Origin of the sequence: Kribbella sp. NBC_00889 (assembly GCF_045207705.1) — a bacterium.
Taxonomy (GTDB): domain Bacteria; phylum Actinomycetota; class Actinomycetes; order Propionibacteriales; family Kribbellaceae; genus Kribbella.
Genome location: NZ_CP108783.1, coordinates 3,708,672 through 3,722,639 on the forward strand (window position 1 = coordinate 3,708,672; position 13,968 = coordinate 3,722,639).

Annotated in this window: 15 protein-coding genes; 6 read left to right on the plus strand and 9 right to left on the minus strand. The window is 68.9% G+C overall.

Annotated features, from left to right (window positions below):
* Positions 1–104: 104 nt before the first annotated feature.
* Both OG817_RS18075 and OG817_RS18080 read left to right on the plus strand, forming a co-directional pair.
* Positions 105–662 carry a GNAT family N-acetyltransferase gene (locus OG817_RS18075; protein ID WP_406056116.1) on the plus strand — a complete coding sequence of 186 codons (558 nt, stop codon included), beginning with the start codon at positions 105–107 and terminating at the stop codon, positions 660–662.
* On the plus strand, positions 655–1,152 hold the full coding sequence (locus OG817_RS18080; protein WP_396389858.1) for an HAD family acid phosphatase: 498 nt from the start codon (positions 655–657) through the stop codon (positions 1,150–1,152). Before OG817_RS18075 ends, OG817_RS18080 begins: the two co-directional genes overlap by 8 nt.
* A gap of 4 nt (positions 1,153–1,156) precedes the next feature.
* Here the strand turns inward: OG817_RS18080 and OG817_RS18085 are convergent, their stop codons facing one another.
* The 5 genes from OG817_RS18085 to OG817_RS18105 are packed head-to-tail and all read right to left on the minus strand — an operon-like array spanning position 1,157 to position 6,737.
* Positions 1,157–2,839, minus strand: a complete 1,683-nt coding sequence (locus tag OG817_RS18085) for an ABC transporter substrate-binding protein (RefSeq protein ID WP_406056118.1) — start codon at positions 2,837–2,839, stop codon at positions 1,157–1,159.
* A gap of 6 nt (positions 2,840–2,845) precedes the next feature.
* On the minus strand, positions 2,846–3,820 hold the full coding sequence (locus OG817_RS18090; RefSeq protein WP_406056120.1) for an ABC transporter ATP-binding protein: 975 nt from the start codon (positions 3,818–3,820) through the stop codon (positions 2,846–2,848).
* Entirely contained in the window at positions 3,817–4,815 is a 999-nt protein-coding gene (locus OG817_RS18095; RefSeq protein WP_406056122.1) for an ABC transporter ATP-binding protein, read from the minus strand. Before OG817_RS18095 ends, OG817_RS18090 begins: the two co-directional genes overlap by 4 nt.
* Positions 4,808–5,806 (minus strand): ABC transporter permease, encoded by a 999-nt coding sequence (locus tag OG817_RS18100; protein WP_396389854.1) that lies wholly within the window; start codon positions 5,804–5,806, stop codon positions 4,808–4,810. The genes OG817_RS18095 and OG817_RS18100 overlap by 8 nt, the downstream gene beginning before the upstream one ends.
* A 1-nt stretch (position 5,807) precedes the next feature.
* Positions 5,808–6,737: an ABC transporter permease gene (locus OG817_RS18105; protein WP_406056124.1), complete on the minus strand. Its 930-nt coding sequence runs from the start codon at positions 6,735–6,737 to the stop codon at positions 5,808–5,810.
* 146 nt (positions 6,738–6,883) lie between these two features.
* Here OG817_RS18105 and OG817_RS18110 point away from each other — a divergent pair, with 146 nt between their 5' ends.
* Complete coding sequence (locus OG817_RS18110) at positions 6,884–7,741, plus strand: alpha/beta fold hydrolase (RefSeq protein WP_406056126.1); 858 nt, start codon at positions 6,884–6,886, stop codon at positions 7,739–7,741.
* Entirely contained in the window at positions 7,741–8,448 is a 708-nt protein-coding gene (locus OG817_RS18115; RefSeq protein WP_406056128.1) for a nucleotidyltransferase domain-containing protein, read from the plus strand. The genes OG817_RS18110 and OG817_RS18115 overlap by 1 nt, the downstream gene beginning before the upstream one ends.
* A gap of 2 nt (positions 8,449–8,450) precedes the next feature.
* Here the strand turns inward: OG817_RS18115 and OG817_RS18120 are convergent, their stop codons facing one another.
* From OG817_RS18120 to OG817_RS18130, 3 genes are read right to left on the minus strand one after another with little or no spacing between them, the layout of a single operon-like run.
* Positions 8,451–9,128, minus strand: a complete 678-nt coding sequence (locus OG817_RS18120) for a hypothetical protein (RefSeq protein WP_406056130.1) — start codon at positions 9,126–9,128, stop codon at positions 8,451–8,453.
* Between the two features lie 51 nt (positions 9,129–9,179).
* Positions 9,180–9,854 (minus strand): hypothetical protein, encoded by a 675-nt coding sequence (locus OG817_RS18125; protein ID WP_406056132.1) that lies wholly within the window; start codon positions 9,852–9,854, stop codon positions 9,180–9,182.
* Positions 9,851–10,399, minus strand: coding sequence for an RNA polymerase sigma factor (locus tag OG817_RS18130; RefSeq protein WP_406056134.1), 549 nt, complete (start codon positions 10,397–10,399; stop codon positions 9,851–9,853). The genes OG817_RS18125 and OG817_RS18130 overlap by 4 nt, the downstream gene beginning before the upstream one ends.
* A 73-nt stretch (positions 10,400–10,472) precedes the next feature.
* Between OG817_RS18130 and OG817_RS18135 the strand changes: the two genes are divergently transcribed.
* Positions 10,473–11,990 (plus strand): TldD/PmbA family protein, encoded by a 1,518-nt coding sequence (locus OG817_RS18135; protein WP_406056136.1) that lies wholly within the window; start codon positions 10,473–10,475, stop codon positions 11,988–11,990.
* Positions 11,987–13,396 (plus strand): metallopeptidase TldD-related protein, encoded by a 1,410-nt coding sequence (locus tag OG817_RS18140; RefSeq protein ID WP_406056138.1) that lies wholly within the window; start codon positions 11,987–11,989, stop codon positions 13,394–13,396. Before OG817_RS18135 ends, OG817_RS18140 begins: the two co-directional genes overlap by 4 nt.
* 69 nt (positions 13,397–13,465) lie before the next feature.
* Here OG817_RS18140 and OG817_RS18145 read toward each other — a convergent pair whose 3' ends face one another.
* Positions 13,466–13,885 (minus strand): DUF805 domain-containing protein, encoded by a 420-nt coding sequence (locus OG817_RS18145; RefSeq protein WP_406056140.1) that lies wholly within the window; start codon positions 13,883–13,885, stop codon positions 13,466–13,468.
* Positions 13,886–13,968 lie beyond the last annotated feature (83 nt).

Sequence of the window (13,968 nt, forward strand, 5' to 3'; positions counted from 1 at the left end):
GCCCACACTCCGGACGGCCAATCCCCGCCTTGAGCACCGGTCGACCGTCGATCAGGCGCCAAAGTGGTTGGCGGGTGCTCAAGGCGGGGTGGGAGAGTCGGGGCGTGATTGTGTACCGGGAGACCGCGCGGCTGGTGATGCGGCGGTTCACCGCGGACGACGTGGAGCTGCTGGTCGGGCTGGACTCCGATCTCGAGGTGATGCGGTTCCTGACCGGGCAGGTGACGCCGCGGGAGGAGATCGAGAACGTCGTACTGCCGGCGATCCTGGCCGTCTACGCTGAGCATCGGGAGCTCGGGACGTTCGCGGCGTACCAGAAGGCGGACGGTGCGTTCGTCGGATGGTTCGGGATGCAGCCGACGAAGGACCCGAAGGTGGTGGGCGTGGGCTACCGGCTGAACCGGACGGCGTGGGGCAAGGGGTACGCGACCGAGGGAACGAAGGCGCTGATCGACAAGGCGTTCGGTGAGCTCGGGATGGACCGGGTCGTCGCCGACACGATGGCCGTCAACCACCGGTCCCGGGCGGTCATGCGCCGGTCCGGTCTGCGGTTCGTCCGGGTCTACCACGAGCACTTCGACGACCCGCTGCCCGGAACCGAGTTCGGCGAGGTCGAGTACGCCGTCGACCGGCGTACCTGGGAAGCTGGACGACGTGCCTGACGATCCACGGCCGTACGCCGTACTCGACATCGACGCGACGCTGTCCGACACCAGCGAGCGGATCCATTTCCTCGCGAAGCGGCCGAAGGACTGGGACTCGTTCTTCGCGCATGCGAAGGAGGACGCGGTCCTGGACGAAGGGCTCGCGGTCGCCACGACGCTGGCCGCCGACCACGAGATCGTCTACCTGACCGGCCGGCCCGAGCGGCTGCGGCGGGACACGCTGAAGTGGCTCAAGGACAACGGCTTCCCCGACGGCAAGGTCTACATGCGCGGGAACACCGACCGCCGGCCGTCGGTGCTGATGAAGCTCGGCCGGCTCCAACGACTGGCCGAGGACCGCCCGGTCGCCGTCCTGGTGGACGACGACGTCAAGGTGTGCGCGGCTGCGGAGAAGGCCGGCTACACGGTGATGAGGGCCGACTGGGGACTCGATGCCGAGACCCAGCCGACCCTCTTCGACGCTCAGGAGTCCGAAGGACGGACCTGAGGCCCTACTTGCTCAAACCAACGATCAGCTGGTTTGGGTACGGCGGGTAGGCGGACAGGTAGAAGTTCTGCACCTTCGACCCGTGCAGGAACGCGTTGCGCGCGTAGATCAGCGGCACGACCGGCGAGTCCTGCATGATCTGCTTGTCCACCGCGCCCCACATTCCGGCGGCCTTGCCCAGGTCCGACTCGGCCGTCGCCGCCGCGATCGCGGAGTCCACCGCCGGGTTGGAGTAGCGGGAGATGTTGTACCCGCCGTTGCCGATCTCCGACGACGCGAACAGCGGCTGGATGTTGCCGAGCGCGCTCGGGAAGTCCGGCAGCCAGCTGGACACGGTCAGGTCGAAGTCCGGCTTGTTCCCGGTGATCAGGTCGGTCAGCGACTCGCTGTCGAGCGGCGGCAGGAGCTTGACCGTGATCCCGGCCCGCTTCAGGCCCTGCTGGATCGCCTGCGCCACCGGGAGGCCGGTCGCGGTCGTGTTGTCGGCGACCATCGTCAGGGTCAGGTTGCTGACGCCCGCGGCCGCGAGCATCTGCTTGGCCTTTTCCGGGTCGCCCTGCGGTGGCGCCGGGTACAGGTCGAACTTGGTGAAGCCGTCGATGCCCGGCGTGATCAGGGTGGTGGCGAGCTCGCCGCCGTACTCCGGACCACCCTCGGCGACCTGGACGGCCTGCTTGTCGACGGCGAACTGGATCGCCTTGCGGACCTCGGGGTTCGAGAGCGCGGGACGCTTGGTGTTCATCGCCAGGTACTCCAGGGCGCCCGACGGCGAGGTTGCGACGCGAGCCTTGACGGCCGGATTGCCGGTCACCGTCGGGATCAGCGCGGCCGGAACCGAGGTGCCGGTGGTGGCCGCGAACTTGTCGTCGCCGGCGTCGGCGATCAGGCGCTGGTTCACCACGTCGGGCTGCAGGCCCATGTCGAACACGATGGAGTCCGGCAGGCCGGTGCGGGCCTGATCGGTCGACTTGTCCCAGCCCGGGTTGCGCTCCAGCTCGAGCTTCGAGCCCGGTGCCAACGACTTCACCTGGTACGGGCCGCTGGCGACCGGCTTCTCACCGTAGTGCGCCGGGTCGGTGTCGGCCTTCTTCGGTACCGGCGAGAACGCCGGCATGCTCACGATCCAGGGCCAGTCGCCGAACGGCTTGTTCAGCTTGAAGACGAGCGTGGTGTCGTCCGGGGTCTGGACCGAGGCCAGGTCGCCACCCTTGTACGGGCCGGTGTACTTGTCCCCGCCGACCAGCAGCGACTTGTGGTAGCCGAGGCCACCGGACAGCTCCGGGGCGAACGACCGCTCGATGCCGTACTTGATGTCGGCGGCAACGATCGGCGACCCATCGGCGTACTTCAGGCCCGGCTTCAGCTTGTAGGTCCAGGTCTTGCCGCCGTCGGAGACCTGACCGGTGTCGGTGGCCAGGTCGGGAACCAGCTGCGCTGCCTTGCCCTGCTCGGTCTTCCACGAGGTCAGGCCACGCAACACCAGGTGGATCGTGCTGATCCCCAGGTTCTGGCTCTTGGCCGGGTCGAGGTTGATCTCCTTGCTCGTGGTGAGCACGTGCCAGGTGCCGCCCTGCTCCGCGGCCGCGGTGCTGCCGCCACTGGCGGTCTTGTCGTTGGCGTTGCAGGCGGCCGCCGCCAGCGCCAATGCGGCCGCTACCGCGACCGCTCGGGTTAGGTGTTTCATCATGTCCTCTCAGGAGGTGGGGGGCTCAGGGAAGTAGCAGGCGGCCCGGTGTTCCGTGCTCCCCTGGACGGGTTCGAGCACGGGCCGTTCGGTGGCGCACACGTCCTGGACCTTGTAGCAACGGGTCCGGAACGGGCAGCCCGACGGAGGCGCGATCGGCGTCGGGACGTCGCCGGTCAGCACGATCCGGTCCCGCTCGACACCCGGCTCGGGCACCGGGACCGCGGACAGCAATGCCTTCGTGTAGGGATGGGCCGGCGCCGCGTACACCTGGTCGGCCGGACCCTCCTCGACGATCGTGCCGAGGTACATGACCGCCAGCCGGCTCGCCACCTGACGTACGACGGCCAGGTCGTGGGCGACGAGCACATAGGACAGGCCGAGCTCGTCGCGAAGGTCGGCGAGCAGGTTCAGCACCTGGGCCTGCACCGACACGTCGAGGGCGGACACCGGCTCGTCGCAGACCAGCAGATCGGGCTTCACCGACAGCGCCCGCGCGATCCCGATCCGCTGCCGCTGACCGCCGGAGAACTCGTGCGGGTAGCGCTCGAGGTGCTCCTCGGACAGCCCGACCTGGTGCAGCAACTCGACAAGCTGGGCTCTGGTCGGCCGGATCCCCTGGGCGCGGAACGGTGTACTCAGAATGGTGCCGACCGACTGCCGCGGGTTCAGCGACGCCTGGGGGTCCTGGAACACCATCTGGATCTTGCGGCGGACCGGCCGGAGCCTGCGGCCCCGGAGCCTGGTGACGTCCACACCGCCGATCTCGACACTGCCCTGGGTCGGGTCCAGGAGCCGGGTCGCCACTCGGGCCAGCGTGGACTTGCCGGAGCCGGACTCGCCGACCAGGCCGACCGTCTCACCCTTGCGGACGACGAAGTTCACGCCGTCGACGGCCTTGACCGCCTGGGCCTCGCGCCACGGAACGCCGCGCAGACCGAAGTACTTCTTGACGTTCTTGAGATGGAGCAGTTCGTCACTCATGTGATCACCTCGGGCCGGCGGCCGAGATGGCAGGCGGCCTCGTGGTCGCCCTCGCCGGGCCGGGGCGTGAGCTCGGGGCGCTCGGTGATGCAGCGTTCGCCGACCAGGTGGGTGTACGCGCACCGCGGCTGGAACGGGCACCCGGTCTTGATCGAGCCGGGCGACGGCGGAGTGCCGGGGATCGTGGTCAACCGCGGCTGCGGGGGTACGTCGACCCGCGGCATCGCACCGAGCAGACCCAGGCTGTACGGATGCGCCGCCCGGTAGAACAGATCGCGGACCGTGCCCCGCTCGGCCGCGCGACCGGCGTACATGACCAGAACGTCGTCGGCGACCTCCGCGACCACACCGAGGTCGTGCGAGATCAGGACGAGCGCAGTACCGAACTCCTCCTGGACATCGTCCAGGAGGCGCATGATCTGTGCCTGCACGGTCACGTCGAGTGCGGTCGTCGGCTCGTCCGCGATCAGCACCCTCGGGTCGTTCACCAGAGCCATAGCAATGACGACCCGCTGCCGCATTCCCCCGGAGAACTCGTGCGGGTAACTGTCCGCCCGCCGCGCCGCGTCCGGGATGCCGACCTTGTCCAGCATCTCGACCGCTCGCCGGTGGGCCACCTTCTTCGACACGTCGTGGTGCAGCCGGTACGCCTCGGCGACCTGCCAGCCGACGCTGTAGTACGGGTTCAGCGCGGACAGCGCGTCCTGGAACACCAGAGCGATGTCGTTGCCGCGGATCTTGCGCAGCTCGTCGTTCGGGAGGCCGATCAGCTCCCGCCCGTCCAGCAGCACCTCACCGGTGATGGCGGCGTTCGGCGGCAGCAGACCCATCACGGCGGCGGAGCTGACGCTCTTGCCGGACCCGGACTCGCCGACGATCGCGAGCGTTTCGCCGGGCGCGACCGCGAAGTCGATGCCGTCGACGGCCGGGACGAGACCGCCCTCGGTGGTGAACGTCACGTGCAGGTCGTGCACTTCCAGTACCGGCTCAGCCATGGCTCACCCTCGGGTCGAGCACACCGTGCACTATGTCCACCACCAGATTCGCCAGGATGATCAGGAAGGCCGAGAACAGCGTCACGCCGACGACCACGGCCACGTCCAGCTGGGCGACCGCGCTGATCAGGAGGTCGCCCAGCCCCTGCATGCTGAACACCTTCTCGGTCAGGATCGCGCCACCGAGCAGAGCACCGAGGTCCAGGCCGAAGAGCGTGATGATCGGCACCAGTACGCCGCGCAGCCCGTGGGTGACGACCACGCGAGTCTCGCCGGCGCCCTTGGCGCGGGCCGTGGTGACGTAGTCGAGGTTCAGCTCCTCGAGCATCTGCGAACGGGTCAGGCGGATGTACGCCGCCGCCTGCACGACCGCGAGCACGAGCCACGGCGTGACCAGGTGCCAGGCCCAGTCGACCGGGCTCTCGGTCAGCGGGACGTAGCCGTTCACCGGGACCATGTTCAGCCAGAACCCGAACACCAGGATCGCCAGCAGTCCGAGCAGGAACGCCGGCGTCGACACTCCGACCAGCGCGACCCCGATGGACAACCGGTCGAGCAGGCGTCCCCGGTTGAGCGCGGCGACCACGCCGAGCGACACCCCGAACAGCAGCCAGAGGATGGCCGCGCCGATCGCGATCGACGCCGTGATCGGCAGCCGGTCGAGGATCAGCGTGGTCACCGGGCGGGCCAGCGGGAACGAGTAGCCGAAGCACGGGGCGTTGCAGTGCACCGCCGCCGCACCGTCGCCGAAGGTGCGGCCGGCGAAGATGCCCTTGAGGAAGCTCACGTACTGCTGGATGGCGCTCTGATCCAGCTGCATGAAGTGCCGGGCCTGCTCGAGGCGGTCCGGCGTACACGGCTTGCCACAGGCGAGATGGGCCGGATCGGCCGGGATCGCGTAGAAGACCAGGTAGACGGCGAGGCTCAGCGCGAGCATGACCAGCACGGCCCCGAACAGGCGGCGGATCACGAACCAGACGAGGTCGGGCATCTCAGCTCGTCCTCCGCAGGCGGACGTCGAACGCGTCGCGGACGCCGTCGCCGAGCAGCGTGAAGCCGAGCACCGCGACGAACAGCGCGACGCCGGGGAAGAACAGGAACCAGGGATCCGCGCCGGTGTAGACCCAGGCGATCGAGTCGGAGATGGAGCGGCCGAGGCTGGGTGTCGGCGGTGGTACGCCGACGCCCAGGAACGACAGCGCCGCCTCGGCCCCGATGTAGCCGGGGATGGCCAGGGTCGCGATCACCAGGACCGGGCCGAGCAGGTTCGGCAGCAGTTCGCGCGTGATCACGTGCCAGCCGGACGAGCCGACGCTGCGGGCCGCCTCGACGAACTCTCGGGTGACCAGGGACCTCGCCTGGTTGCGGATCAGCCGGGCCAGGCTGGCCCAGCCGAACACGCTGAGCACCAGGATCAGCAGCAGCCAGCGCGGGAAGCCCGGGGGCACGATGATGCCCAGGGCAATCATGAAGACGAGCTGTGGGAAGCCGAACAAGAAGTCGAACACCCGGGACGCGACCCCGTCGTACCAGCCGCCGAAATAGGCGGCGCTGATGCCGATCAAGGTACCGACGACCGAGGTGACGAGGGTGACCACGATCGCGATCGTCAGCGAGGTCCGCAGGCCGAGCACCACGATCGAGAACAGATCCCGGCCGGTCAGTGGTTCGACGCCGAACCAGTGCTCGCTGCTCACCCCGCCGAGCGCACCTTTCGGCGCGTTGCCGCGGGCCGGGTCGAGCAGATCGAGGTGGTAGGTGTACGGATCCTGCCCGGACAGCTTCACCAGCAGCGGCGCCGCGGCTGCGATCAGCACCAGCAGCACAACCAGCACCGCACCGAGCCGCGCACTCCGGTCCGTCCGGGCGCGGCGCAGGGCTTGCCGGGTCGGCGAGACGGCCGCGGCAACCGAGGAACTCACAAGCACTCCTGACAACGTCGAACAATCCCAGCCGGGAGACGGTAGGCCGAAGTCTTCCACCATCGCAGTTCCATCCCGAATCCCGAGAATCCCACTCGATCTACTCGACGTCTGTGCGCGACACCCGACCGGCTACTCTCCGCACCGTGGACAAGGAACTGACAGTCGGCGGGCGAGTACTCAGGTACAGCGTGTACGGCGATACCGACGGGGTGCCGGTGCTGTCGCAGGGCGGTTCACCGAGCACGCGGTGGAAGCGGCCGGACGTCGTACGGGCTGCCGAGGAGTGCGGCGTACATCTGATCGTTCCCGATCGGCCGGGGTACGGCGGGTCGACCCGCAAGCCGGGGCGGACGGTTGCCGAGGTGGTGGAGGACGTGGCCGCCTTGGCCGACGTACTCGGGTGGGAGCGATTCGCGGTCACTGGCGGATCAGGCGGGGGCCCGCACGCTCTTGCCTGTGCAGCCCTCCTCCCCGAGCGCATCGCCCGGTGTGCTGTGTCCGGAGGCATCACACCGCCGATCGTGGACGGTCCTGAGCCGACCGGGGACGAGGAAGACCCGCGGCGGAACCGGACGTCGTGGCTGGCGGCCCGCGGTGAGGAGTACATCCGGCCGTCCATCGAGGAGGCCGCACTGAGCATCATGGCCGCGGTCGAGGCCGGCGGCCCGGAGTTCCCGCCGGACCCGCACTCCCCCGCACCGCCGGCGCCACCTGCCAAGGACGATCCGGAGGCGATGGCTCGTCTCACGGCGACCTTCGTCACCAGCCACGACGGCTGGGTCGACGACAACCTCGCGTTCGCCGCCGACTGGGGGTTCCGCCTCGCCGACGTCCACGTGCCGACGAGCATCTGGTTCGGCTCCGGTGACGATCGCGCTCGCAGGTACGCCGATCTGCTCGTCGCGGAGATCCCGAACGCGGAGCTCGTCCCGTACACCGGTGGCCACATCCAGCCGGAAAATGCGTACCGCGACCTGCTGCACTGGCTGAAACTGTCCTGATGGAACCGATCGACCTGGCACGACAGTTGGTGGCGGAGCAGTTCCCGGAAGCCCGCGCGGCATGGCTGGGCGGGAGCGTGGCACGTGGCGACGCGTCCCCTACGTCCGACCTGGACATCACCGTGCTGCTCGACGGACCGCCCGCACCGCTGCGGAAGTCCCTGCAGTACGGCGGCTGGCCGGTAGAGCTGTTCGTGCACACCGAGAAGTCGATCGCGTTCTTCTCCGGCAAGGACCAGCAGCGCAGACAGCCGACCATGGCGCGGCTTGTCGGTGAGTCCGTCGTACTGCTCGACAGCGATGGCTCGGGCCCGCGGTTGCAGCAAGCCTGCCTCGCCGAGGTGGCCGGCGGTCCGGCCCCACTCAGCACTGACGAACTCGCTCTGCTGCGCTACATGATCACCGGCCTCCTGGACGACCTCGCCGATTCCACCGGCAACGTCCGCACTGCCATCTGCTCGATGCTCTGGCAGGACGCCGCCCGCCTCCTCCTCACCGGAGCCGGTCAGTGGTCCGGCACCGGCAAGGGCCTGCTGCGCGAGGTGATGGCGTACGACGAGTCGCAGGGCACTGACCACGCGGCTGCGCTGATGGACGGGGTCCGGGCGGAGGACGACCGGCTCGTCGAGGAGGTCGACCGGATCCTGCAGCCCTATGGCGGGCGGCTGTTCAGCGGCTTCGAGCTGGCTGGGACTCCGGTCGACTAGTTCTACTCGGCGTCGACGAGCTGCCAGTCGCGGCGCTTCGGGAGCAGGCGGATAGCGAGTACTGCGACCAGTGCGCCGATCAGGACGCCGGGGATGATCCAGCGCCAGCCGGTGAGGACGCCCATCGACGCGGTCTGAGCCTGTGGGGGTGCCGCCGGCGCGGCGGTCGGAATGGGCTCGGTCGCCGGAGCGGGGGCCGGTTCGAGATTCCAGTCCATGCTGGTCGGGCCGCCGAACGACCCTGGTTGCTCCTGCTGGCCGGGCAGCAGTCTGAGGGAGCCGAGCAGCTTCAGCAGAGCGGCCGGGTCGGTTGAGGTGTGCCACGTGGGTTGGGCCGGCATCGTCTTACCGTCGAGCGTCTCGGTCGTGGCGATCCACGGGCCGCCCTCGACGTTCGGGTAGATGATGTCGAGCCGCCAGACGGACATGTCGTGGATCATCCAGGCAGCGCGGACGAACGCACCGGCGTCGTGCCGCTCATCCCCGACCGCCGGCTTCGATCCGGCGACCTGCGTCAGTCGCTGGAGCTCTTCGTAGGCACGGTCGTCGTAGCCGACTGCCGCCACCCGTGGTGGGGCGCTGAGCAGGACGCTGGTCGGACCGCCTGCGTCCGCGGGTGCGGCTCCGACAGCGGCGACGGCGATCACGGCGGCAAGCAGTGCGAGCGTACGGCGGACCATGGCGGCTCTCCCTGGAAAGACGAGGACTCACCGCTGATACACCACCGGTCGCTAGGAGGTTCCGCGAGCCAACTCGACCGCTCTGGTCTTGTCGGGCGCCCCCTCGAGCCGGAACGTCACCCCGTTGCTGACCCAGACCAGAGTGGGGCCGGCCACGCGGACACGCTGCTCCACGCCGTGCTCGTCCTCCAGCACGAGCTCATGCGGGGTCTTGAACCAGTAGCCGTTGATGTCCTGCACGTACTCCAGGCTGTCGTAGTACTTCTTCAGGTACAGCGGCGACACCTCGGCCCGGAACTGCTCCAGCCGGATCCCACTCTCCCAGCTGATCGCCACGAAGCCCTTTGATGCCTCAACACCCTTGGGAGCACCCAGCGGTTGCGGCAGCGCCGGCTTGAACCCGGCGATCCGCTCCGCCTCCTCCAACGACAGCTGACCGTTGACTCCAGGCGCTGGCGGCGCACTGGTCGGGCCGGTGCCGACCGGACGAGCCTGCACTCCCCCGATGTTCAGCCACTCCGCCACCGTCGCACGGACCGGCGGCGTCAGCGCTGCACCCGCGATCAGCACGAGGAAGCCGGCCACGAACGCACGCCACCGGTCCCGCAACCGCCTCCGCACAGGTACGTCGGCCACCCGGGACAGCACTGCGGTTGCCAGCCCCTCGTCCACCGGAGGTACGACGGCAGAACGTCCGAGGACCCGTAGCTCGTCGTCCAAGTTCATCGCTGCACCTCCTTGTCGGGGAGTGAGGTCCGTAGCCGGCTCAGTGCGCGGTGCAGGCGGGACTTGACCGTCCCACGCGGCCAACCGAGCACCACTGCCGTCTCCTGCTCGTCCAGGTCCAACAGATAGCGACAGGTCACCACCTGCCGCATGTTGTCGGGCAGCGCACGGACAGCAGTCAGCAGCTCCTGCCGCCGCTCCAGGGTGACCGCGTGCTCGGCTGGATCCAGTACGACGTCCAACGGCGCGGCCAGCTCCTCACGGCGGGACCGGCGGCTGCGGGACCGGACGACGTTGCGCGTCTCGTTCGCTACGATGCGCAGCAGCCACGGCCGGAACGCCGACCCCTCCCGGAACCCACCAAGCGCCCGGTACGCCTTCACGAACGCCTCCTGGACCACGTCGTCCGCGTCCGCACCGGCGCCGAGGAAGACCGCCGTACGTTGGGCCACCTGGGCATGCCGCAGTACCAGCTCGCCGTACGCGGCCGACTCACCACCACGCACCCGAGCCAGAAGCTCCGCCTCGTCGCCCTGGCTGATCACGCCTCCAGTCAGTTTTCAGACATTGTGACTACACCACCGGACCTTCCGCGGTTCCCGTGTATAAGGTCGGAACGTGCCAGAAGTCGATGCGTCCTTCCTCGCCCTTCCCCGTCACGAGCTCGCCGAGGCCGCGCTGCAGCGCGCCCGAGACCTCGGCGCCACCTTCGCCGAGTTCCGGCTGGAGCGGATCCGGTCCGAGTCCATCGCGTTACGCGACAGCCTGCTGGAGAGCGCCGGCGACGACGAGGACCTCGGCCTCGCGGTCCGCGTCATCCACGACGGCACCTGGGGCTTCGCCGCCGGCGTCGCGCTGACCACCGACGAGGCGGTCCAGGTCGCCGAGCAGGCCGTCAACATGGCCCAGGTCGCCCGGCCGATCAACGCCGAGCCGATCGAGCTCGCCGACGAGCCCGTGTACGACGACGTCAGCTGGGTGTCGTCGTACGAGATCGACCCGTTCAGCGTGCCGCGGGCCGAGAAGGTCGCGCTGCTCACCGACTACAGCGACCGGCTGATGAAGGCCGACGGCGTCGCTCACGTCAGCGTCCACGTCGCCTCGGTCCACGAGTGCAAGTTCTACGCCAACACCGAGGGAACGTCGTACACCCAGCAACGGGTCCGGATCGGCCCGGACATCACTGCCTACGCGGTGGACAGCGAGACCGGCCGGTTCGACTCGATGTCGAGCTGCGTGCCGCCGGCCGGCCGTGGCTGGGAGTACCTGACCGGCACCGGCTGGAACTGGGACGAGGAGCTCGCCCAGATCCCCGGCTGGCTGGCCGAGAAGATGACCGCGCCGGCCGTCGAGGCGGGCAGCTACGACCTGGTGATCGACCCGACCAACCTGTGGCTCACCATCCACGAGTCGATCGGCCACGCCACCGAGCTGGACCGCGCCCTCGGCTACGAGGCGAACTACGCGGGCACCAGCTTCGCCACCACCGACAAGCTGAACACGCTGAGGTACGGCTCACCCGTCATGCAGGTCACCGGCGACCGCACCGCCGAGCACGGCCTGTCCACGGTCGGGTACGACGACGAGGGTGTGGCCGGCCAGCAGTGGGACCTGGTCAAGGACGGCACTCTGGTCGGCTACCAGGTCGACCGCCGGATGGCCAAGGTCAACGAGGATCTGCTCGGTACGCCGCGCTCCAACGGCTGCGCGTACGCCGACTCGTCCGGGCACATCCCCATCCAGCGGATGGCCAACGTGTCGTTGCAGCCGGCCCCTGACGGTCCCTCGACCGAGGAGCTGATCAGCCGGGTGAAGAACGGCATCTACATCGTCGGTGACAAGTCCTGGTCGATCGACATGCAGCGGTACAACTTCCAGTTCACCGGTCAGCGGTTCTACAAGATCACCGACGGCAAGCTGGACGGCCAGCTCCGCGACGTCGCCTACCAGGCGACCACCACCGACTTCTGGGGCTCGATGGAGGCGGTCGGCGGCCCGCAGTCGTACGTCCTCGGCGGCGCGCTCAACTGCGGCAAGGCTCAGCCCGGGCAGAGCGGCGCCGTCAGCCACGGGTGCCCCTCAGCCCTGTTCCGCAGCGTCCGCATTCTCAACACCACGCAGGAGGCCGGCCGGTGACGACCGCCATTCAGCTCACTCCGCAGGACACGATCGAGCGCGGACTCGACCTGGCCGCGGCCGAGGGCGCCGACGGCTGTGTCGTCATCGTCACCGAGACCTCCAGCGCCAACCTGCGTTGGGCCAACAACACCCTGACCACCAACGGCGCGATGCGCGGCTCCAGCGTGACCGTGATCGCGACGGTCGGCGCCGGCGAGGGTACGGCGGCCGGCATCGTCGGCCGGTCGTCGGTCACGGATGCCTCGATCGGCGACCTCGTGTCCGCGGCGGTCGCCACTGCGCGTGCGTCCAGCCCGGCCGAGGATGCCCGACCGCTCGTCGACGGCACCATCGGCGCGGACTGGGCCGCGGAGCCGGAGGAGACGACGGTCAGCGTCTACGAGAAGTTCGCCCCGGCGCTCGGCGAGACGTTGAAGAGGGCCGGCAAGGAAAGCCGCTGGCTCTACGGCTTCGCCGACCACGAGGTCACCACCCTCTACCTCGGCTCGTCCGCCGGGCTGCGGTTGCGGCAGGCACTGCCCCGCGGGTTCGTCTCCGAGACTGGCAAGTCCGGCGACCTCAGCCAGTCCGCCTGGGTCGGTGCGGCCACCCGCGACTTCGCCGACATCGACCCGTTCGCGCTCGACACCGAGCTGAACCGCCGGCTCGGCTGGGCATCGCGGACCGTGTCGGTCGACGCCGGCCGGCACCCGACGATCCTGCCCCCGGCCGCAGTCTCCGACCTGATGACGTACCTGTTCTGGCAACTCGACGGACGGGAGGCGTTCGAGGGCCGCAGCGTCTTCTCCACACCGTCCGGCGGGACGCGGATCGGCGACGCGCTGTCGTCGCAGCCGGTCAACCTGCTGTCGGATCCGCACCTGCCTGGGCTCGAGACCTTCCCGTTCGCGGTGGCCCGCTCGTCCGGCGGGGCGTCCAGCGTGTTCGACAACGGCCTCACGCTGTCCGCGACCGACTGGATTCGCGGGGGCAAGCTCGAGCACTTGATGACCAGCCGCCACACGGCCGACCTGATCGGTGCTCCGGCCGCGACACCTGGCGTCGACAACTATGTGCTGTCCGTAGACGGAGCATCCGGGTCGACCGACGACCTGGTCGCCGGGCTCGAGCACGGCCTGCTGCTCACCTGCCTGTGGTACATCCGGATGGTCGATCCGCAGACGTCGCTGCTCACCGGTCTGACCCGCGACGGCGTCTACCTGGTCGAGAATGGCGAGGTGACCGGTGCCGTGAACAACTTCCGCTTCAACGAGAGCCCGGTCGACCTGCTCGCCCGGTTCAGCGCCGCGGGGGCAACGGTTCCGTCGTTCTCGCGCGAGTGGGGCGACTACTTCTCGCGGACCGCGACCCCGCCGCTGCTGGTGCCCGACTTCAACATGTCGAGCGTCAGCCAGGCCAGCTGACGTCCATTCCGGACACGGAACGCCCCGCGAACCCTCTCGGGTTCACGGGGCGTTCTGCGTGTCTACGGGTCAGGCCGTGGGGTAGCCAGGCTCGGCCGGACCGGCGCCCGGCTGACCGAACCGCTCGGCCGCCTTGGGGTCCGGACCATGCTGGTTGTCACCCACCGTGCCCTCCTGCGCCGCCAGCACGATGAACCAGATCCAGCCGATGCAGGGGATCAGGTTGATCAGGATCCACCAACCGCTGCGGTTCGTGTCGTGCATGCGCCGGATGGCGACACCGATCGAGGGCAGCAGCACCGCGAGGCTGTAGATCGAGGAGAGGATTCCACTGCCACCGTTGCCGTAGTCCGTACCGATGATCCGGTCCACGATGCCCAGGATGATCGAGGCGATCACGTTGAACAGGACGAACATCCAGTACTCTTTGCGCCGCGCCCGGCCGCTGAACACGGCGTACTTCTTGAGGACGTCGATATACCACTGCATTGCTGATCTCCGATGGTCGAAGGTAAGACGCCGACAGAGCCTGTCGGATACTGATCTGCTGCGTCAATGCAACTTTTCGGATT